Annotated in this window: 23 protein-coding genes and 1 pseudogene; all 24 read left to right on the top strand. The window is 30.1% G+C overall.

Translation table 11 applies throughout. The features are described from left to right. Positions 1-27 precede the first annotated feature (27 nt). The 24 genes and pseudogenes from ACTHUW_RS02195 to ACTHUW_RS02080 all read left to right on the top strand — a co-directional run bounded on the left by ACTHUW_RS02195 (position 28) and on the right by ACTHUW_RS02080 (position 22,568). On the top strand, positions 28-738 hold the full coding sequence (locus tag ACTHUW_RS02195) for a VWA domain-containing protein (protein WP_442210939.1): 711 nt from the start codon (positions 28-30) through the stop codon (positions 736-738). Next, a complete protein-coding gene (locus tag ACTHUW_RS02190) occupies positions 735-1,589 on the top strand; it encodes a protein kinase domain-containing protein (RefSeq protein ID WP_442198285.1) in 855 nt (284 codons plus the stop codon). The genes ACTHUW_RS02195 and ACTHUW_RS02190 overlap by 4 nt, the downstream gene beginning before the upstream one ends. 17 nt (positions 1,590-1,606) lie before the next feature. Further along, complete coding sequence (gene tilS, locus ACTHUW_RS02185) at positions 1,607-2,998, top strand: tRNA lysidine(34) synthetase TilS (protein ID WP_442198286.1); 1,392 nt, start codon at positions 1,607-1,609, stop codon at positions 2,996-2,998. Between the two features lie 2 nt (positions 2,999-3,000). Continuing rightward, positions 3,001-3,537: a hypoxanthine phosphoribosyltransferase gene (gene hpt, locus ACTHUW_RS02180; protein WP_442198287.1), complete on the top strand. Its 537-nt coding sequence runs from the start codon at positions 3,001-3,003 to the stop codon at positions 3,535-3,537. 74 nt (positions 3,538-3,611) lie between these two features. Further along, positions 3,612-5,573 (top strand): ATP-dependent zinc metalloprotease FtsH, encoded by a 1,962-nt coding sequence (ftsH, locus tag ACTHUW_RS02175; RefSeq protein ID WP_442198288.1) that lies wholly within the window; start codon positions 3,612-3,614, stop codon positions 5,571-5,573. Positions 5,574-5,988: 415 nt separating this feature from the next. Then, a complete protein-coding gene (locus ACTHUW_RS02170) occupies positions 5,989-6,309 on the top strand; it encodes a DUF3870 domain-containing protein (RefSeq protein ID WP_442198289.1) in 321 nt (106 codons plus the stop codon). A gap of 17 nt (positions 6,310-6,326) precedes the next feature. Beyond that, positions 6,327-7,820, top strand: coding sequence for an acetyl-CoA hydrolase/transferase family protein (locus tag ACTHUW_RS02165; protein ID WP_442198290.1), 1,494 nt, complete (start codon positions 6,327-6,329; stop codon positions 7,818-7,820). A 47-nt stretch (positions 7,821-7,867) separates the two neighbouring features. Further along, the gene (locus ACTHUW_RS02160; protein ID WP_442198293.1) at positions 7,868-9,529 is read left to right on the top strand and encodes an acyl-CoA mutase large subunit family protein; all 1,662 of its coding nucleotides are present in this window, start codon (positions 7,868-7,870) and stop codon (positions 9,527-9,529) included. Between the two features lie 23 nt (positions 9,530-9,552). Continuing rightward, on the top strand, positions 9,553-9,948 hold the full coding sequence (locus tag ACTHUW_RS02155; protein ID WP_442198291.1) for a cobalamin B12-binding domain-containing protein: 396 nt from the start codon (positions 9,553-9,555) through the stop codon (positions 9,946-9,948). Positions 9,949-9,961: 13 nt separating this feature from the next. Further along, on the top strand, positions 9,962-10,900 hold the full coding sequence (gene meaB, locus ACTHUW_RS02150; protein WP_442198294.1) for a methylmalonyl Co-A mutase-associated GTPase MeaB: 939 nt from the start codon (positions 9,962-9,964) through the stop codon (positions 10,898-10,900). A 15-nt stretch (positions 10,901-10,915) separates the two neighbouring features. After that, positions 10,916-11,317 carry a methylmalonyl-CoA epimerase gene (gene mce / locus ACTHUW_RS02145; RefSeq protein WP_442198292.1) on the top strand — a complete coding sequence of 134 codons (402 nt, stop codon included), beginning with the start codon at positions 10,916-10,918 and terminating at the stop codon, positions 11,315-11,317. A gap of 23 nt (positions 11,318-11,340) precedes the next feature. After that, positions 11,341-12,888 carry an acyl-CoA carboxylase subunit beta gene (locus ACTHUW_RS02140; RefSeq protein ID WP_442212426.1) on the top strand — a complete coding sequence of 516 codons (1,548 nt, stop codon included), beginning with the start codon at positions 11,341-11,343 and terminating at the stop codon, positions 12,886-12,888. 24 nt (positions 12,889-12,912) lie between these two features. Further along, the gene (locus tag ACTHUW_RS02135; RefSeq protein WP_442198346.1) at positions 12,913-13,302 is read left to right on the top strand and encodes an OadG family transporter subunit; all 390 of its coding nucleotides are present in this window, start codon (positions 12,913-12,915) and stop codon (positions 13,300-13,302) included. A gap of 19 nt (positions 13,303-13,321) precedes the next feature. After that, on the top strand, positions 13,322-13,729 hold the full coding sequence (locus ACTHUW_RS02130) for a biotin/lipoyl-containing protein (RefSeq protein ID WP_442198345.1): 408 nt from the start codon (positions 13,322-13,324) through the stop codon (positions 13,727-13,729). Between the two features lie 31 nt (positions 13,730-13,760). Further along, the gene (locus ACTHUW_RS02125; protein ID WP_442198344.1) at positions 13,761-14,891 is read left to right on the top strand and encodes a sodium ion-translocating decarboxylase subunit beta; all 1,131 of its coding nucleotides are present in this window, start codon (positions 13,761-13,763) and stop codon (positions 14,889-14,891) included. Positions 14,892-15,015: 124 nt separating this feature from the next. Next, entirely contained in the window at positions 15,016-16,056 is a 1,041-nt protein-coding gene (locus ACTHUW_RS02120; protein ID WP_442212424.1) for an SLC13 family permease, read from the top strand. 318 nt (positions 16,057-16,374) lie between these two features. Further along, entirely contained in the window at positions 16,375-17,562 is a 1,188-nt protein-coding gene (locus ACTHUW_RS02115; protein WP_442198342.1) for a CaiB/BaiF CoA transferase family protein, read from the top strand. 80 nt (positions 17,563-17,642) lie between these two features. Further along, positions 17,643-17,918, top strand: a complete 276-nt coding sequence (locus tag ACTHUW_RS02110) for a YtxH domain-containing protein (protein WP_442198341.1) — start codon at positions 17,643-17,645, stop codon at positions 17,916-17,918. A gap of 20 nt (positions 17,919-17,938) precedes the next feature. Further along, entirely contained in the window at positions 17,939-18,922 is a 984-nt protein-coding gene (locus tag ACTHUW_RS02105) for a biotin--[acetyl-CoA-carboxylase] ligase (protein WP_442198340.1), read from the top strand. Between the two features lie 156 nt (positions 18,923-19,078). Beyond that, positions 19,079-19,402: pseudogene (locus ACTHUW_RS02100) on the top strand (ECF transporter S component); the annotation flags it as partial. Between the two features lie 27 nt (positions 19,403-19,429). Then, a complete protein-coding gene (locus ACTHUW_RS02095; RefSeq protein WP_442198347.1) occupies positions 19,430-19,816 on the top strand; it encodes an ECF transporter S component in 387 nt (128 codons plus the stop codon). Positions 19,817-19,832: 16 nt separating this feature from the next. After that, positions 19,833-20,600: a type III pantothenate kinase gene (locus tag ACTHUW_RS02090; RefSeq protein ID WP_442198339.1), complete on the top strand. Its 768-nt coding sequence runs from the start codon at positions 19,833-19,835 to the stop codon at positions 20,598-20,600. A gap of 54 nt (positions 20,601-20,654) precedes the next feature. Further along, positions 20,655-21,602, top strand: coding sequence for a tRNA dihydrouridine synthase DusB (gene dusB, locus ACTHUW_RS02085; RefSeq protein ID WP_442198338.1), 948 nt, complete (start codon positions 20,655-20,657; stop codon positions 21,600-21,602). A gap of 57 nt (positions 21,603-21,659) precedes the next feature. Beyond that, positions 21,660-22,568, top strand: coding sequence for a hypothetical protein (locus tag ACTHUW_RS02080; RefSeq protein WP_442198337.1), 909 nt, complete (start codon positions 21,660-21,662; stop codon positions 22,566-22,568). Positions 22,569-22,592: the final 24 nt, after the last annotated feature.

The raw sequence follows: 22,592 nt of genomic DNA, 5'->3' as shown, positions 1-22,592 counted from the left end.
AGACAAATGCTAATAGGGGGTAAAAAAATGAAAAATAAAATATTACTTAAGCAAATAATTTTAGTTACCGATGGAGAATCAAATGGATTGAAAAATCCAATTAATAGTATAAATCCAATAGTTAAAAGCGGAATTACTATAAGTGTAGTAGGAATATTAGATGAAAATAGTAGTGAAAGCACATTACTTGAAATGCAACAAATAGCTCAATTTGGTAAGGGAGTATTTGAAAGTACAGATTTAGATAATTTAAATTCTACAATATATACTACTACACAAAAATCCATATATAATACACTAAATTCAGTAATCAATCATGAGCTTAAAAGTTTAATGAATAAGGATATAAAAGATATTAATCCTAATTCTAGAGAAAAAGTAATTAATATGATGGAGGATTTATCAGATACATTAGATTTAAAAACTATAATATTATTAGATACATCTAAAAGCATGAAATTTAAAATACAAGAAGCAAAGAAATCTATAGTAAATCTTTTACATATATTAAAATCAAGAAAAGGAAAAAATAATATAGGTGTAGTGATATTTCCATATAAAGATAATGATTATAAGCTAATATGTGATTTTACAGATGATATAAATATAATCAAAAATAATTTAAAAAAGATAGATATAGGTGGTTTAACCCCTACTGCAGAAGCTCTAGAAGGCGCTTTTAGAATAATTGAATTTAATGAAGTAGAAAATAATTATAGGAAAAGAATGGATTTATGAAAAAGGGAACTTTAATAACAGGAAAATGGAATAAAAAAACCTATACTATAGAAAAGGTATTAGGCAAAGGAAGTATTGGAAAGGTATATCTTGTAAAAGATAAAAAGGGAAAGAAATTTGCCCTAAAGTGCTCAGATGATATCAGATCTATAACAAATGAGTTTAACTTTTTAAAAAATATATCATTTTCTTTTGCCCCTAAGGTTTATGAACTAGATGATGGGTATATTAACTATGTATATAAACATTTTTTTATCATGGAATATATTGAGGGGGTAGATTTAAAGACATATTTTACAAGAGAAAATGATATAAAAAAAATATTAGCTAAAATTTTAGACTTATCTACATATCTAGATGAGATTTATAAATCCGGATATATCTATTGGGATATAAATATATCCAATATCATAATTGAAAAAGATACTAAAAGCATAAAAATAATAGATTTTGCTGGAGTATCAAAAGTGGGACAATCTATAAAAGAATACACTCCTTCATATAATGCCCAATCATTTTTAGATAAATCATATTATGATGATAGATCATTAGTCTTTTCTATTAATATGTTAATAGTTTCAATAATAACTAAAAAAACATATAATCCATTGACAAATAATATTGAGAATATAATATATAAGATAAAGGAATTTAAAATTAATAAAGATATTAAAGGTTTAATTATAAGAGGTTTAAAAGGTGAATATAAAATATCTGCTTATATATATGATATGGAAAATATGATTAGCCCAAATAAAAGTAGTTATTATAATCAAGTTATAGATAAAGTTTTTATAACTAGTATAGGACTATTTTTAGTTTTTTTAAGCTTTTTAATAAAAAACATATAATTTAAAAGAGGGATTAAATGGAGAAGAGAATATTAAATACAATAAAAGAATATCAACTAATAAAACAATATGATAATATAGTTGTTGGGGTATCAGGTGGTCCTGATTCAATGTTTTTACTTTCTATATTATGTAAGTTGAAAAAATATATAAACTTTAATATAATAGTTTGTCATATAAATCATGGTACACGTGGAGAGGAAACAGATAAGGATGAAGAGTTTGTAAGAGAATATTCTAAAAAAAATGAGCTTAAATTTCATTCTACAAAGGTTGATATGAATGGATATGCTAAAGAAAAAAATATCTCCTCAGAAGAAGCAGGAAGAGAATTAAGATATGATTTCTTTAGGGAAACATTAAAAAAATACGATAATAAAGGAAGCATAGCTGTAGCACATAATAAAAATGATCAAGCAGAAACTATGATTATGAGATTTTTAAGAGGTACGGGCATAGATGGGTTAAAGGGAATGAATTTTAAATCTAATGATATAATTAGGCCAATACTTGATATAAAAAGAGAAGATATAGAAAAGTATATAGTAGAAAAAAATATAAGAGTAAGAATAGATGAAAGCAATGAAACAGATATTTATAGACGAAATAAAATAAGATTGAATTTAATACCTGAATTAAAATCTGAATATAATCCTGCACTTATAGATACTCTTTATAATACTTCTAGAATAATGAAGATGGATTCAAATTTCATGAATAGCTATGCATATGAAAAATTTAAATCCATATCTAAAAAAATATCTAAGGATGATATTTCTATTAATATAAACTTATTTAGTAAAAATCATAAAGCTATACAATATAGGATTATAAGACTTGCTATAGAAGATATTATAGGACATTTAAAAGAAATTGAACAAGTTCATATAGAGAAAATAATAAAACTAATAGAAAAAAGCAAGACAGGTAAAAAAGTAGATTTAACAAATAATCTAGAAGCCTATATAGATTATAATTGTATTCAAATTAGATTAAAAAAAGAAAATTTAAAGCAAAGCTTTAATCACAAATTAAGCTTAAATGATATAAATTATATAGATGAATTAGATTTAGAAATAAACATTCAAATAACAAATGAAAAAATAAAAACAATAAATAAAAAAGATATGTTTATAAAGTATTTTGATTATGATAAAATAGAAGATGGCTTATACATAAGACTTAGAAAACCTGGAGATAGATTTAAACCCTTGGGCATGAAAGGCAATAAAAAATTAAAGGATTTTTTTATCGATGAGAAGGTTTCAAGAGATAAAAGAGAAAAAACACCTCTTATTTGTGATAATAAAGGTATCTTATGGGTAGTAGGTAATAGAATAAGTGAAGATTATAAAGTTGATAGCGATACAAGCAAGGTTTTAATTATTTCAATAAAAAATAGGGGGTAAAAATGAAAGGCGATATTAAAGAAATTTTAATCAGTGAAGAAGAAATTCAAAAGAAAAATGCTGAGCTTGGTAAAGCTATAGCAAAACATTACAAGGGTGAAAAATTAACTATAATTTGTATACTTAAAGGTGCAGTAATGTTTATGAGTGATTTAATAAAGAACATAGACATACCTTTAGAAATAGATTTTATGGATGTATCTAGCTATGGAGAAGGTACTAAGTCTTCTGGAGTTGTAAAAATCATAAAGGACTTAGATTCTAGCATAGAGGGCAAAAATATATTAATAGTAGAAGATATAATAGATAGTGGTTTAACTCTTAGTTATTTAATGAAAATATTAAAGTCAAGAGATCCTAAGAGTATTGAAATATGTACCTTACTTGATAAACCAGAGGGAAGAAAAATTGATATGGATGTCAAATATGTAGGTTTTAACGTTCCAGATGCATTTTTAGTAGGTTATGGACTAGATTTTGCAGAAAAATATAGAAACCTTCCATATATAGGAGTATTAAAAGAAAAAATATATAAATAATTATAATTGTATTTTAGTTTTAAATGTGTTAAAATGTATAATATTAGGCTTTTAATGTGGAAGGAGGAACACTTTTGAAGAAATTTTTTAGAGGTATAAGTGCATATTTGCTTATATTTGTAGTTATTATATTGTTTGTAGGATATTTTATGGATGGTCAAACTGAAACCCTCCAATTAAGTTATACAGACTTTAAAGAAGAGGCAGCAAAAGGAAATATAAAAGAAATAAAATTAGTTGAAAATATGGTTGAAGGTACATTAAATGATGATGATAATACTAAGTTCACATCATATGTTCCAGAGGTACAAAAAGAATATTATGATGAAGTGATAGAAGAAAGTGGTATAGAGGTTAATGCAGAACCAAATCCAGGTACGCCTTGGTATATAGCAGCACTGCCCACTATATTTATGATACTTATTTTTGTAGTCTTTTGGTTTGTATTTATGCAAAAGTCCCAAGGTGGCGGAGGAAAGGTAATGTCCTTTGGTAAAAACAAAGCTAAAATGCATAAAGAAGATCCAAAAAATAAAATTACATTTGATGATGTAGCAGGACTTGATGAAGAAAAAGAAGAATTAATAGAAATAGTAGATTTTCTTAAATCACCACAAAAATTCACTCATTTAGGTGCGAGAATTCCTAAAGGTGTTTTAATGGTAGGCCCTCCAGGAACAGGTAAGACATATCTTTCAAAGGCAACTGCTGGTGAGGCAGGAGTACCATTTTTTAGTATAAGTGGTTCTGATTTTGTGGAAATGTTTGTAGGTGTTGGAGCGTCTCGTGTTAGAGACTTATTTGAACAAGCTAAGAAAAGTTCACCTTGTATTATATTTATTGATGAAATTGATGCAGTAGGTAGAAGAAGAGGAGCAGGACTTGGTGGAGGTCATGATGAGAGAGAACAAACACTAAATCAATTGCTTGTTGAAATGGATGGTTTTGGAATTAATGAAGGTATTATAATTATAGCAGCAACAAATAGACCTGACATATTAGACCCTGCCTTGTTAAGACCAGGTAGATTTGATAGACAGGTACAAATTGGCGTTCCAGATATAGTTGGACGTGAAGCTATACTTAAAATTCATTCAAAAGGTAAGCCTTTAGCAGAAGATATTGATTTGAAAATAATAGCTAGAAGGACAATAGGTTTTACTCCTGCTGATTTAGAAAACCTGATGAATGAAGCAGCTCTTTTATCTGCAAGGGAAGAATTAAAGGAAATCCCTATGAGACTTTTAGAAGAAGCAATAACAAAAGTAATAGCAGGACCTGAAAAACGTAGTAGAGTAAGAAGTGCAAAAGAAAATAAACTTACAGCTTATCATGAAGCAGGCCATGCTGTGGTAGGAAAATTATTACCAAATGCAGATCCAGTGCATATGGTTACTATAATGCCAAGGGGTAGGGCTGGTGGTTTTACTATGAGCTTGCCTACTGAAGATAGAAGTTATATGTCTAAAACTGAAATGGAAGAAAAAATCATTGAATTATTAGGTGGTAGAGTAGCAGAAAAATTAGTGTTAGATGATATAAGTACAGGAGCTTCAAATGATATTGAAAGAGCAACTAAGATAGCTAAAGGCATGGTAACTCAATATGGTATGAGTGACAAACTTGGACCTATGACTTATGGTAAAAATGAAAATGAAGTATTCCTTGGCAGAGACTTAGGAAATAGTAGAGATTATAGTGAAGAAGTGGCATCTGAAATAGATCATGAGATGAAACACATAATTCAAAAAGCATATACAGCTGCTATGGATCTCTTAACTGAGAATATAGATAAACTTCATGAAGTGGCACAAAAGCTACTAGAAAAAGAAACATTAAATCAGAAAGAATTCAATGCTATATTTGATGAAGATATTGAAATCAAAGAGGCATATGAAGAAACAAAAGAAAAACCAAAAAATGAAGATATATCAGAAGTAAATATAGAAGAAAAAATAGTTGTTGATAGAGAAGAATCAATTGAAAGTAATGAAAAAGAAATTGATGATAAAAATCAAAATAAAGATGAAGAATAAAAGAGATGGCTTTTAAGCCATCTTTTTTAGGTTTATTTTCATATATAATGTCGCAATTTCCCGGGTAATATTAAATTATGTCGAAAACAATATATATGTATTTATATATATTAATAAAGTTTGATTTATACTTGTCTTTTACTAAAGCTTGTATTATAATGTAATTAATAAAAGATTTTGAAAACTCAATAGAGATACCATATAGTTGTGGTGATAAAACAACCTTTTATCAAAGAAGTAACTATAGCACGGTAGCCTAAGTTCATACCTTAGTACTGCTGTGTTTTTTTATTATCCTTTAATTCCGTTAATTATTAAACAATCAAGAAATATTAATTAAAATCTATATATAATTACCCATTGAGCAATTTTTCTGTTAATATATAAGTAAAAGCTTTTAATTGGGGTGGCTATATTGAGAAGAAATGAAGTTTTTTTAACGGGATATGCAAAATTACCAGAAGGAATTACTGCAAGGGAATTATATGGAGTAATAGCACTTGCAATAACAGTAGATAGAAAAACAGGTGAAATATTGGATGCTGAGCCTACCTTATCTACATATCTTGGTAGGACTTTTGTAAAAGATTTATTAGTAGGTGAAAATATAACAAATCTAAACATCATAGAAGCTAAGGTGCAAAAACATTATTTTGGATCTGCTAAAAAAGCTATATTAACAACTATAAAATCATGTCATAAAACTTTCAATAAGATCAATGGTAAATTAGTATAAAATTAGGAGGGAAGTATATGTTAGAAAAAAGACTTAGAAATGAAAAGCTTAAAGAAAAAATAATGGATGCATCTGAAGCTGCAAAATTATTTGAAAAAGGAATGATTGTAGGAACTAGTGGTTTTACTCCTGCAGGTTATCCAAAGTCAGTACCTCTTGAATTAGCTAAAAGAAAAGAAAATGGAGATGATTTAGAACTTACTATAATTACAGGTGCATCTGTAGGAGATGAATTAGATGGAGCACTTGCAAGAAGTGGTGTACTTAAAAGAAGATATCCTTATCAAACAAACAAAGATTCTAGAAATGGTATAAATGATGGTAGCATAGAATATGCTGATATGCATTTAAGTCATACACCTCAATGGGTTAAATATGGCTTCTTTGGTGATATAGATATTGCTTTAGTAGAAGCAGTAGCTATAAGAGAAGATGGTGGAATAGTACCATCAACATCTGTAGGTAATTCAAATGTATTTATTGAAAAGGCAGACAAGGTCATAGTGGAGATAAATACTAGTCAACCTTTGTCACTTGAAGGGATACATGATATATATTCTCCTTTAAATCCACCAAATAGAAAACCTATTCCTGTAACTAAAACAGAAGAAAGAATAGGAACGGATTATATTCCTTGTGATCCTGAAAAAATAGTAGCTGTTGTTATATCAGATAAAAAAGATAGAACAAGACCAGTAGCTCCTATTGATGATATATCAAAACAAATATCTACAAATTTAATATCTTTTCTTAAAAAAGAAGTTGAAGAAGGAAGAATTCCAAATGAATTATTACCCCTTCAATCAGGAGTAGGAAGTGTTGCCAATGCTGTACTTGGAGGACTTATAGATTCTGATTTTGAAAAACTTAAAATATATTCTGAAGTAATTCAGGATTCAGCACTAGATTTATTAGATTCTGGTAAGGTAGTATTTGCATCAGGTACTTCGCTTACTGTGTCCCCTGATAGATTAGATGATTTTTATAAAAACTTTGAAAAATACAAAGATAAAGTTTTACTTAGACCACAAGAAATAAGTAATAATCCAGAAGTAATAAGAAGACTTGGAATAATAGCTATGAATACTGCAATTGAAGTAGATATTTATGGGAATGTGAATTCTACAAATATAATGGGTTCTAGAATGATGAATGGTATAGGAGGATCTGGAGATTTCACTAGGAATGCTTATCTTTCTATATTTACTACGGTTTCTATAGCTAAGGATGGTGATATATCTAGTATAGTACCAATGGTATCTCATCATGATCATACAGAACATGATGTACATGTAATAGTAACAGAACAAGGTGTTGCAGATTTAAGAGGATTAAGCCCTAAAGAAAGAGCTAAAGCTATAATAGAAAATTGCGCACATCCTGATTATAAAGAAAAACTTTATGATTATTATAATCAAGCACTAGAAGGTAAATATAAACATACCCCTCATACTATAGGAAAAGCGCTATCATGGCATGAGAAATTTCTAAAAGAGGGTAGTATGAAATAAATATTTTTAACTCTAAAGGAGGCAATATTGTGGATAAAGATGAAAAAATGAAAGATATCAAAGAAGCAAAAAAAGAATGGCAAGAGAATAAGGTGGATAAATCTCTAGCAAGATTTCCTGAAAGAAAAGAAAAATTTACGAGTGTGTCAGGACTTGAAGTTGAAAGACTTTCTACTCCACTTGATATTAGTGATTTAGATTACAATGAAGATTTAGGTTTCCCTGGAATGTACCCTTATACTAGAGGAGTTCAACCTACTATGTATAGAGGTAGACTTTGGACTATGAGAATGTATGCAGGATTTGCTACTGCTGAAGAGTCTAATAAAAGATATAAATATTTAGTAGAGCAAGGTTCAACTGGACTTTCAGTTGCATTTGATTTACCAACACAAATTGGTTATGATTCAGATCATGCATTATCTCAAGGAGAAGTTGGAAAAGTTGGAGTTGCAATTGATTCATTAAAGGATATGGAACTATTATTTGATGGAATACCACTAGATAAGGTTAGTACATCTATGACTATAAATGCTCCGGCTGCAGTATTACTTGCAATGTATATAGCAGTAGCAGAAAAGCAAGGAGTATCAGAAGATAAACTTAGAGGAACTATCCAAAATGATATTTTAAAAGAATATATAGCTCGTGGAACTTATATATTCCCAACAGAACCATCAATGAGACTTATAACTAATATATTTGAATATTGCTCAAAGAATGTACCTAAGTGGAATACAATAAGTATCTCAGGATATCACATAAGAGAAGCAGGATCGACTGCAGCTCAAGAAGTAGGATTTACTCTAGCAGATGGTATAGCTTATGTAGATGCAGCAATTGAAGCAGGACTTGATGTAGATTCATTTGCACCAAGACTTTCATTCTTCTTTAATGCACATAATGATTTATTTGAAGAAGTTGCAAAATACAGAGCAGCTAGAAGATTATGGGCTAGAATTATGAAAGACAGATATAAGGCTAAAAACCCTAAATCAATGATGTTAAAATTCCATACTCAAACAGGTGGTTCAACTTTAACAGCTCAGCAATCAGAAAACAATATAGTACGTGTTGCTATTCAAACTCTAGCTGCTGTACTTGGAGGAACTCAGTCACTTCATACTAACTCTAAAGATGAAGCTATGGCACTTCCTTCTGAAAACTCAGTAAGAACAGCACTAAGAACTCAACAAGTTGTAGCACATGAAAGTGGAGTTACAAACACAGTAGACCCACTTGCAGGATCTTACTTTGTAGAAGCTAAAACTGATGAGATAGAAAAATTAGCTATGGAATATATAGAAAAAATAGATGAATTAGGTGGAGCTCCAAAAGCAATTGATAAAGGTTATATCCAAAAAGAAATAATGGATGCAGCATATAATTATCAAAAAGCTGTAGAAAGTGGAGAAGAAGTAGTAGTTGGAGTAAATAAATTCCAAGCTGAAGAAGAAGCACCTAAAGGTTTATTAAAAGTTGATCCAAAAGTTGGAGAAATGCAAATGAAAAAGATTGACCAATTAAAAGAAGAAAGAAACAATGAAGAAGTAAAAACTAAATTAGAGGCTTTAAGAAAAGCATGTGAAACTGAAGAAAATGTTATGCCATATATTATAGAAGCAGTAAAAGAATATGCTACTTTAGGTGAAATATGTGGTGTTATGAGAGAAGTATTTGGAGAATATGAGCAAGCAGTAATGCTATAAAGATTAAATGAGGAGGATTTTAAATGGATAGACCTATTAGAGTATTAGTTGCAAAACCAGGATTAGATGGTCATGATAGAGGTGCGAAAGTTATTGCAAGAGCATTAAGAGATGCAGGAATGGAAGTAATTTATACAGGACTTAGACAAACACCAGAACAAATAGTAGCATCAGCAGTACAGGAAGATGTAGATGTTGTAGCTTTAAGTATATTATCAGGAGCTCACAATCATTTATTTCCTAAAATAGTTGATTTATTAAGAAAGGAAGGCGCAGACGATGTGCTTATAGTAGGTGGAGGTGTTATTCCAGAAGATGATATTTCAGGTCTTAAAGAAGCAGGAATAGCTGAAGTGTTTACACCTGGAACACCTACTACCACAACTATTGACTTTATAAGAAATAACTTAAAAAGATAATTAAGCTTAGGTGGTGGTAATATTGGATTTGGTAAATAGACTCCTTGATGGAGATAAAAGAGCATGTGCTCGAGCTATTACTAAAGCTGAGAATAATGAACCAGGCTCTATAGAAATATTAAAAGAAGTATATAAGAAAACAGGAAATGCTCATATTGTTGGCATTACTGGACCCCCAGGTGGTGGAAAGTCTACACTTACCTATAGACTTAGCAAAGAATTAAGTGATAGGGGTAAAAAAGTAGGGATCATAGCCATAGACCCTACTAGCCCCTTCACAGGTGGTTCTATATTAGGTGATAGAATAAGAATGAATAAATTATCTACTGATCCCAATGTATTTATAAGAAGTATGGGCACAAGAGGCCATCTTGGAGGACTTTCTAAGGCAACTCATGGTGCAATAAAGATATTTGATGCTTTTGGATGTGATTATATTTTTGTTGAAACTGTTGGTGTAGGTCAATCAGAGGTGGATATAGTAAAGACTGCTGATACAGTAGTTATGATAATGGTACCAGGTCTTGGAGATGATATTCAAGCTATAAAAGCTGGTATTATGGAAATTGCTGATATATTTGCCATAAATAAGTCTGATTTAGATGGAGCTGAGCGAACTGCAGGTGAAATTAAAATGATGGTTGAAATGGGAACAGTAGAAAAAAAACCACCTATTTTAAATGTAATTGCAAGCCAGAATGAAGGAATAAAAGAATTATTAAATGAAATTGATGATCATAAAAAATATTTAATTTCTTCAGGAGAGCTAGAAGAAAGAAGACTTGCAAGATTACGCTTAGAAATTGTAAATTTAATAGAAGAAGAAATTAAATCTAGAATATTTAACGACAAAGAAATATATAATCTTTTAGACAATATATTAAAAGACGTGTACAATAAAGACATAGATCCTTATAGTGCTAAGGATAAACTATTTAATGCTATAATTTAAAAGGAGGAATGTAAAATGGTAGGTAAAGTAGATCATATAGGTATTGCTGTAGCAGATTTAGATGAGACGCTTAAATTTTATACAGAAGTATTAGGTATGAAATTAGAAGGAACTGAAGAAGTTAAAGAGCAAAAGGTAAAAACTGCATTTTTACCACTTGGAGATACTGAAATAGAATTATTAGAATCTACTGATAAGGAAGGACCAATAGCAAGATATATTGAAAAGAGGGGAGAAGGAGTTCAGCATATAGCATATAGAGTGGATGATATCGAAAAAGCATTAGAAAGAATGAAGGAAAAAGGTATAAGATTAATAGATGAAAAACCAAGATATGGAGCTGGAGGAGCAAAAATAGCTTTCTTACATCCAAAAAGTACTCATGGCGTATTAATAGAATTATGTCAGAGAGATTAATATAAGGCTTAGGAGGTTTATATATGTCTAATAAAAATATAGAAGAATTACGTCAAAGAAAAGAAAAGATAAAACTTGGCGGAGGAGAAAAAAGCATTGAAAAACAACATGCAAAAGGCAAGAAAACTGCAAGAGAAAGAATAGAATACCTATTAGATGATGGTAGTTTCATTGAGGTAGATGCATTTGTAGAACATAGATGTACTAACTTTGGAATGGGAGATAAAAAGGCTCCAGGCGAAGGTGTAGTAACAGGATATGGTACAGTAGATGGAAGATTAATATATGTATTTGCCCAAGATTTTACCGTGATAGGTGGTTCTCTTGGTGAAATGCATGCGGCAAAAATTTGTAAAGTTCAAGAGATGGCTATTAAGGTAGGAGCACCACTTATAGGCATAAATGATTCAGGTGGAGCAAGAATACAAGAAGGTGTAGATGCACTATTTGGTTATGGAAATATATTCTATAATAACACTAAAGCTTCAGGTGTAATACCACAAATCTCAGTAATTATGGGACCTTGTGCTGGTGGAGCAGTATATTCTCCTGCTTTAACAGACTTTATATTTATGGTAGATAACACAAGTAAGATGTTTATAACAGGACCTCAAGTTATAAAAACAGTTACAGGAGAAGAAGTTTCAGCAGAAGAATTAGGTGGGGCTATGACTCATAATAGTACCAGTGGTGTAGCACATTTTATAAATAACACAGAAGAAGAAACATTAGATAACATAAAACTTTTATTAAGTTATTTACCTTCTAATAATTTAGAAGATCCACCTAGTTTTGAAGCTCAAGATGAAATTAATCGTATGGAAGAAAAACTAAATGAAATAATACCAGAAAATCCAAACAAACCTTATGATATGAAAGAAATCATATCAATACTTGCTGATAATGGAGAATTTTTAGAAGTTCAACCCTACTATGCACAAAACATTTTAACTGGATTTATGAGGTTAAATGGTAAATCTGTAGGAATAGTTGCTAATCAACCAAAGGTATTAGCTGGATGTTTAGATATCAATGCTTCAGATAAATCTGCAAGATTTATAAGAACTTGTGATGCATTTAATATACCACTTCTAACACTTGTAGATGTACCAGGATTTTTACCAGGAACAGGTCAAGAGTATGGTGGAATAATAAGACATGGTGCAAAAATGTTATATGCTTATAGTGAAGCTACAGTACCAAAAGTTACTGTAATACTTAGAAAAGCATATGGTGGAGCATATATTGCAATGTGTTCAAGACATCTTAAAGCTGACTTTGTTTTAGCATGGCCTAGTGCAGAAATAGCTGTAATGGGACCTGAAGGAGCAGCTAATATAATCTTTAGAAAAGACATAAAGGAAGCTGTCGACTCTGTAGAAATGAGAAAAGAAAAAATATCAGAATATAGAGATACAGTAGCAAATCCTTATGTAGCAGCAGCGCGTGGATATATTGATGATGTAATAGAGCCTCAATTAACTAGACCAAGAATAATAAGTGCTTTTGATATGTTATGGGGTAAAAGAGAAGAAATGCCACCGAAAAAACATGGCAACCTTCCATTATAAGATTAGTTAGAGAGGTGAGAGTAGATGAATATACAAGATGGAATTAATCTTGGAGAAGCGTTGTTTATAACTCTATTTAGTATGGGTATAGTTTTTCTCACATTAATAATTATCTCATTAATACTAGGAGGATTTAAATCTATATTTTATAAAGATGATTCTACAAAGACATCAGTAAAAAAAGCAGCTCCCCCTATTGGAGATAATGTAAAAGAAGAAACTTTAGAAGTTAATGAAAAAGAAAGTGATAATGATGAGGAAATTGTGGCAGTAATAGCTGCAGCAATAGCAGCTCATACAGGAAATACAGTAGAGAATATAAGCATTAAAAACATAGTAAGAATTCCACAGAATTCTCCAACATGGATGAGAGCTGGAAGAGAAAGATCAGTATTTAATAAGGTAACTAAGTAGAAATAAGGAGGATATCAATATGAAAAAATACAATATATCTGTTAATGGAAATACTTATGAAGTGGAAGTGGAAGAAGTAGGAGGAGTTTCAGAAAGTAAAACTGTACAAAGTAGTTCTCCGGCACCAAAGCCACAAGCAAAACCACAAAGCAAACCACAAGCTAAGAAACAAGAACAACCAAAAGCAGCTCCTAAAAAGGATGTGCCTCAAGGAGCAGAAACAATAAATGCACCTATGCCAGGTTCTGTTTTTGAAATTAAAGTTTCCGAAGGAGACACAGTAGCAGAAGGAGACGTATTATTAATACTAGAAGCTATGAAAATGGAAAATGAAATAATGGCACCAAGAGCTGGAAAAGTTGCAGCAATAAACACTTCTAAGGGAGAATCAGTTAATTCAGGAGACCCATTAATATCCTTAGAATAATTTACTAATTGAGAAAGGAAGGGAACTCTAGATGGATATTTTAATAGAATTTTGGAACAGCACTGGCTTTTCTGCCATTAGCTTTCAACAGATAATAATGATTGTAATAGCACTAGTATTCTTATACTTAGCTATTAAAAAAGGCTATGAGCCTTACTTGCTAATACCAATAGCATTTGGTATGCTGCTAGTTAATATGCCCCTTGCAGGCCTTATGGATGAAGGTGGCCTATTGTATTACATATACCAAGGAACTGAGTTAGGTATATATCCTCCACTAATATTTTTATGTGTAGGAGCAGGAACGGACTTTGGTCCATTAATAGCTAATCCTAAAAGTGTATTATTAGGTGCAGCAGCTCAATTTGGAATATTTTTCACTTTCATTGGGGCAATATTGTTAGATGAATTTGTTCCATTTGTTAGCTTTACAGGTGCTGAAGCAGCTTCTACTGCAATTATAGGTGGAGCAGACGGACCTACAGCATTGTTTTTAACATCTAAACTGGCACCAGATTTATTAGGACCTATAGCTATAGCAGCATATTCATATATGGCCTTAGTACCTATAATTCAACCGCCGATAATGAAAGCATTAACTACAAAAGAACAAAGACAAGTAAAAATGGAACAATTAAGACATGTATCAAAAACTGAAAAAATATTATTCCCTATTATAGTTTCTTTATTTACAATATTATTATTACCTTCTGCAGCAGCATTAATAGGAATGCTTATGTTAGGTAACCTAATAAGAGAATCAGCAGTAGTTCCTAAGCTTACAGAAACTACTCAAAACTCTTTAATGTATATAGTGACTATACTACTTGGAATAACAGTTGGAGCAAAAGCAAAGGCTGAATTATTTTTAACAACACAAACATTAAGTATAATAGCATTAGGACTTATTGCATTTGCAGTAGGAACTGCAACAGGAGTATTATTTGGAAGATTAATGTACAAATTAAGTGGAGGAAAGATTAATCCTTTAATTGGAGCAGCAGGAGTTTCAGCAGTACCAATGGCTGCAAGGGTTGCTCAAAAAGTTGGACAAAAGGAAAATCCTTCAAACTTCTTATTAATGCATGCCATGGGACCAAACGTAGCAGGAGTTATAGGTTCAGCAGTAGCAGCAGGATTATTATTAATGTTCTTTGGTTAAATAAACAATTAAAATTAAATATTCAAGTTCCCCACTACTAATTAGTAGTGGGGAACTTGAATCAAAGAATTTTGAATATTCTTGAATTGATTGTTAGGTTTTAAAAAAAAGGAGGAAGTTGCATATGGGTTTAGGTTTAGTATCATTACTCATCTTAATTTTAGCTATCTTTATAGGTTTTAAAAGAGGGGTCAACACTGGCCTTGTAAGTATTGCATTTGCATATATATTAGGTTTTTTTGTAATGACAGAAGATATGGGATTAATGTCGGGAGCAGCTGCAAAAGGAAAACCTTTGATAGCTGGTTTTTCCACTAGTTTATTTCTTATCTTAGTTGGGATGACATTTTTATTTAGTATAGCAAGGGTAAACGGTACTTTAGAATTATTAGCACGTAAATCATCTCATCTAGCTAAGGGAAATAGAAAATTAATTCCTTTATTATTCTTTGTGTTCTCACTTGTATTAGCAGCAATAGGACCTGGTAATATTGCAGTTTGTGCACTGGTACTTCCTATAGCTATGGCAGTAGGCAATGAAGAAGATATAAGTTCATTACTTATGGCAGCAATGGTAATAGCAGGTTCTAATGCAGGTGGACTTTCGCCAATTGCTCCAACTGGAATAATTGGAACGCAACTTGCTCAAGCAGCAGGTTATGACACTTCTATGCATGTATTTATTAATATGATAATAGCACAAGTAATACTTGCTGCAGTTTTATATATAGCATTAGGTGGATTTAAACTTAAAAAAGATCAATCTACTGATAAAGTAAAACCAGCACCATTTGATAAAGTTCAAAAAACAACATTAGTTGTAATAGCACTTGTGGTTGTGGCTATAATTGGATTTCAAGCACATATCGGATTTGCGGCATTCGTTGGAGGAGTTATACTACTTCTTTTAAAGGCAGCAGATCAAAACAAAGCAATTGCAGCAATACCATGGGGCACTTTACTGCTTGTAACTGGTGTTGGAGTGCTTGTAAATGTGGTTACTGTAGCTGGGGGAATAGATTATTTAACTGATGGTTTATCTACATTTATGAATTCAACTACAGCAGGACCTATAATAGCAATAATATCAGGGCTTATGTCAGCAGTTTCATCTGCATCTGGAGTTGTTATGCCGACACTTATAACAACAGTACCAGGGCGGTAGAGAACTTAGATGGTGTAACAGGACCTACTTTAATAACAGCAATAATTCTTGGAGCTCATCTTGTAACTAATTCACCTATATCAACCCTTGGAGCACTTGCAATGGCAAATGCACCAGAAAATGAAGATAAACAAAAATTATTTGGACAATTATTGATTTTAGGATTTGGTGGAGTTGTGTTTGGAGCATTGTTGATATTAATAGGTATAATAGGGTAAATATATAACATAATAATATAATATATAAATATGAGAGCTAGAATATTATAATAGATTATAGTGTTCTAGTTTTAATATAAAAAACATAGGAGGTATATTTATGGCACAAGCATTAGAAAACATTAAGGTTTTAGATTTAACAAGAGTACTTGCAGGACCATATGCTACTATGATATTGGGAGATATGGGAGCGGAAATCATAAAAATAGAAAGACCAGGAGTGGGAGATGACTCTAGAGCTTTTGGCCCATATGAAAATGGTGAGAGTGCATACTTTATGAGTCTTAATAGAAACAAGAAAAGTATTACAATGAATTTGAAAAAGGATGAAACAAAAAAGATGTTTTTAGAAATGGTAAAACAGGTAGATATAGTAGTAGAAAACTATAGACCTGGTACTATGGAGAAATTAGGACTTGGATATGAAAAATTAAAAGAAGTTAATCCCAAATTAATATATGCAGCAGCATCTGGATTCGGTCACACTGGACCATATAGCACAAGACCTGCATATGATGCTATAGTTCAAGCCATGGGTGGAATAATGAGCATCACAGGAGAAAAAGGTGGTAAACCTGTAAGAGTAGGCCCTTCTATAGGAGATATAACTGCAGGCTTATTCACTTCAATAGGAATCCTTGCAGCTTTAAATTATAGAAATGAAACTGGAAAAGGACAAAAAGTAGATGTAGCAATGCTTGATGGTCAAGTAGCAATACTTGAAAATGCTATTGCAAGATATTTTGTAAATGGAGAGTCACCTAAACCAGCAGGTAATGTACACAATTCCATATTCCCATTTGAGCCATTTGACACTAAAGATGGTGAAATCATGGTTGCAGCAGGAAATGATGCATTGTGGGCAAAATTATGTAATGAATTAGAGCTTTCAGAACTTATAGAAGACGCAAGATTTAAGACGAATCCTCTTAGAGGAGAAAATTATGATGAAATGAGACCATTACTTGCAGAAAAGTTCAAACTTAAAACTACACAACAGTGGTATGAAACTTTAACTAAAGCAGGTATACCTAATGGACCTATAAATGATATTGAAGATGTAGTAAACGATCCTCAAGTATTAGAAAGAGAAATGATAGTAGAAGTTAACCACAAGAAAGCAGGTAAAACTAAAGTTCCTGGAGTACCAATTAAAATGAGTGAAACTCAAGGTGAAATAAAAACACCTGCACCACTTCTTGGAGAACACAATGAAGAGGTATTAAAAGAGTATTTAAACTTAAGTAAAGAAGAGGTAGAGGCATTAAAAGAAAAAGGGATTATTTAATCCCTTTTTTTCTTTTTATATTATTCTTGTATTTTAGGGTATATTAAATGATATAATAAATAAAAGGAGAGATGAATTTTATGAGCAAGGAAAATAGTAATGGAGTTAAAGGTATAACCCTTGGATTAATTATAGGAGCTGGAGCAGCTTTATTATTATCGCCTGAAACAGGAAAAGAGAACAGAGAAAAATTAAAAACTAATTTATTAAAAGCATCTGATAAATTAAAAGATTTAGCAGAAAATATAAAAACTGAAGAAAATACAAACTATATTAATGTAGAAAATGAAGATATATCAAAAGATGGTAAGGTATATGTAAATGAGAAATATATTGATGATATAGATTTAGATTAATATATTATTAGGGGAAATATATGAAAAATAAAATTATAGAAGTACTAAAAGAAAATAAAAATGAATATATATCAGGAGAAGTAATTAGTGAAATGCTAAATGTCTCTAGAACGTCCATATGGAAATATATTTCAAAGCTTAGAGAAGAAGGATATATAATAGAATCTGCATCAAGAAAAGGATATAGACTAGTTTCATCTCCTGACATATTAGATATTGATAAGATAAAAAAATCACTTACTACAAAGTATATTGGAAGAGATATTTATTATTATAATTCTATAGACTCTACCAATAAAAAAGCTAAAAATTTAGCAATGAATGAAAATAAAGAATCAGTTATTATATCAGAAGAACAAACTATGGGTAAAGGAAGACTGGGAAGGAATTGGATTTCCCCTAAATATAAGGGAATATGGATGTCTATCATATTAAAACCAGAAATAGCACCTGAAGAAGCTCCAAAAATCACCCAAATCGCAGCAGCAGCAGTATCAAAAGTTTTAGATGATATTAATATTGAAAATAAAATAAAATGGCCAAATGATATAGTCATTAACAAGAAAAAGGTATGTGGAATATTAACAGAAATGAATGGTGAAATAGATAAAATTAATTTTATAGTTATAGGAATAGGAATAAATGTTAATTTAGAAGAAAAAGATTTATCACCTGATATAAAAGATATAGCGACTTCATTAAAAATTGAATCCAAAATATTTATTGATAGGGCAAATCTTGTAAAAAATATATTAAATGAATTTGAATATCTATATGAAGACTTTTTAAATAGTAAATCCATGGGAAAATCACTTGAAATTTGTAGACGTAAATCAGCATTACTAGGAAAAACGGTAAGACTTATAAATGTCAATGAAACAAAAAAAGTAAAAGCTGTAGATATAGATAGTGAAGGAAGGCTTATAATAGAAGATGAATTTGGCAAAATTAAAAGAATTATTTCAGGAGAAATTTCTATTAGAGGTTTGAATGATTATGTTTAAAGAAAGTTAGTAAAATTTTATTTGAAAAATGATATAAAAACTGCTAAAATGGTTTGTAGTCAGTAACCTATAAATAATACGACTAGTATCTTTAAAAAGAACTAGAGCGGAGGGGAAAAAATGTCAAATAAAAAGAAAAACAAGAACAAAAAGTCAATGTCTACAAGAAAATTGACTATTATTGGTATGCTTGGTGGAATTTCAGCAATACTTGGACTTACACCTTTAGGATTCATACCAATAGGTCCCGCAAATGCTACCATAATGCATATTCCTGTTATAATTGGAGCTATAATAGAAGGACCGGTAGTTGGAGCTTTAGTAGGGCTTATTTTTGGTATATTTAGTATAATAAGAGCCATAACAGCTCCTACAGTATTATCACCACTATTTTACAATCCTTTAGTATCCGTACTACCAAGGATATTAATAGGAATAACTGCATATTATTCTTATACCTTATTTAAAAGACTAGGCAAAAAGTCTTCTGTAGTTTTACTTGGTCTAATGTGGGTATCAACACTTTTATATTTATCATATGATTTATATAATAGTTTGAAGCTTGCAGAAGATATCTTTAATATATCAATAATATTTAAATTTATTTTGATATTATTAACTATTCTAATAGGATATTTTTCATACAAGAAATTCAAGGAAAATGCAGTTGAAATAATAATGGCATCTGTAGTAGGAACCCTTACAAATACCTTAGGTGTTTTATTTATGATATATATATTTTATGGGGAGAGATTTGTAAAGTTGATTGGTGGAGATACACAACTTGTTGGAAAGGCAATACTTACACTTGGAATTGCAAATGGAATACCGGAAGTTATAGTTGCGATGATAATAGTAAGTGGGGTAGTAATAGGACTTAAGAAAAAAGCGTAGATAAGAAGGTGAAAATTTGATTTTAGTAATAGATGTAGGCAATACAAACATAGCTCTTGGCATATATCAAGGGGAAGATCTTTTAAAAGATTTGAGAATTTCTACAGATAAAAATAAAACATCAGATGAATATGGAATGCTTATAGATAGATTATTTAGCTATAATGGATACAAATTAACAGAGGTAGAATCTGTAATTATATCTTCTGTAGTACCACCACTTATGTATTCATTACAAGCTATGAGTATAAAATATTGCGATAAAGAAGCATTGATAGTTGGACCTGGAATAAAAACTGGAATGAACATTATATATGACAATCCAAAAGAAGTAGGAGCAGATAGAATAGTAAATGCAGTTGCAGCATATAAAAAGTATGGTGGACCTGTTATAATAGTTGACTTTGGTACTGCAACTACATTTTGTACAGTATCTGAAAATGGAGATTATCTAGGTGGTGTTATTTCACCTGGAATAAAGATTTCATCAGAGGCATTATTTCTAAGAGCGGCAAAACTACCTAAGGTAGAACTTTCCAAACCTGATAAAGTAATATGTAGAAATACTGTAAGTAGCATGCAGTCAGGTATAATATATGGATATGTAGGTTTAGTTGATTATTTAATTAATAGAATGAAAAAAGAGCTAAACTTAAAAGATGCGAAAATCATAGCTACAGGAGGTTTATCTACACTCATAGCAGAAGAATCAGAAAGTATAGATGAAGTGGACAAACTCCTTACTTTAGAAGGATTAAGAATAATTCATGAAATAAATAAGTAAAGGTAAGACTTTAGCGAAAGCTTAAGTCTTACTTTTTTAGAAATAGGTGAAAATATGAAAATAATAGCACTAGCTCCAATGGCAGGAGTTACGGATTTATCATTTAGACTTTTATGTAAGGAACAAAATGCAGGACTTATATATACTGAAATGGTAAGTGCAAAGGGATTATATTATGGAGATCAAAACACAAAAGATCTCATGAAAATCAAAAAAGAAGAAAGACCAGTATCGCTTCAAATATTTGGATCAGATCCAGATATAATGGCAAAGATGGTAGAGGAAAAATTAAATTACAAAGATGATTTTGATAGACTAGATATAAATATGGGCTGTCCCACACCTAAAATAGTAAAAAATGGTGATGGTAGTGCTTTGATGAAAAATCCAAAACTAGTTGGTCAAATAGTATCAAAAGTAGTTAAAGTTTCAAATAAACCTGTAACGGTAAAGATACGAAAAGGCTGGGATGATGAACATATAAATGCTGTAGAGATAGCTAAAGTAATAGAAGAAAGTGGAGCTAGCTTGGTCGCAATACATGGTAGAACTAGAGAAGAATATTACTCTGGAAGTGCTGATTGGGATATTATAAAAAAAGTAAAAGAAGCTATTAATATTCCTTTACTTGGTAATGGAGATGTTTTTTCTCCACAAGATGCTAAAAAGATGATAGACTATACAGGTTGTGATGGAGTCATGATAGGCAGAGGAGCTCAAGGTAACCCTTTTATCTTTAATAGGGTTGATAAATTATTAAATGAAGGAGTACTTCTACCTGAACCTACCAATGGAGAAAAAATTGATATGTGTATAAAGCATTTAAAATTATTAATTGAACATAAAGGTGAGTCTGTGGCAGTGAAAGAAATTAGAAAACATATAGGATGGTATATAAAAGGTATGCACAATTCTTCTAGTATTCGTGGTAAATTAAATGAATTAGATAGTAAGGAAAAAATAATATACACCTTAAATAACTATATAAATGAAATAGAATAGATGATTAAGTTCTCTCATATAATGTTTTGTAATAGATATTAGTAAGAGTTGATTAATTTGAATAAATTTATATATATTCTAAATCAAGATAGGTATATTGAAGAATTAAAAGAAGAAAAACTCAAAAAATATATACCTAATATATTATTAAAAAAATTTGATATATTAAAAGAAGCTAAAATTTTATCAGAAATTGAATATAAAGATAATACAATAGGTTATAATATAGGATTATCTACAATGAAGAATATATCTGAAGAAAAATTAATAGAAAAATTAGAAAAAGTGATAAAAAAAGATTTATATAGCGAAAATATATCTTCAATAATATTTCAAGGTGATTATAATCATTATTTAGAAAACAAATTATTAGAAAAAATGATATTAAAGCCAAATGATTATTCAAAAGAAGTAAAATTAAAAACTATACCATTTGTAATTAAAAAAATAGTTAAGAATTTTTATAAAGCACAAGAAGAAATAGAGCTATTAATTATATATGACCAAAAAAATGATTTAAAAAAATTAATAGAAAAGATACCATTTAAGATAAAAAATATTTATATATATAAAGAAAATAAAAATAAATCCTTAGAAGTATCTCAAGAAATTTTACAAAACACAGGCTTATCTCTTGGCATAATAAAAAACATAGATAACATAAAAAGGTTTGATATTATAATTAACTTTAAAAATAATATAAATTTTATAAAAAACATGAAAGAAAAAAGCATGGTTTTTAACATATATAATAATCTCTACTATAATATTAAAAAACCAATTGTAATAGATGACTTTATTTTCAGCAATAGAAACTTTATCAGTGATTTAGATTTTGATATTGGATCTGATATTTACAGATATAATAAGCAATTTAAAATGAATGATTTAAAACAAATAAAAGCTAATGGCAGAATATATAACTTAGAAAATGTATGTAAACTTAGTAATTTTAATAATTCTTGACATTGTATCATGTCTAAATTATAA

The organism is Senegalia sp. (in: firmicutes) (assembly GCF_052088025.1).
In the GTDB taxonomy this organism is placed as follows: Bacteria; Bacillota; Clostridia; order Tissierellales; family SIT17; genus Anaeromonas.
This window is presented reverse-complemented; position numbering and strand designations above follow the sequence as displayed.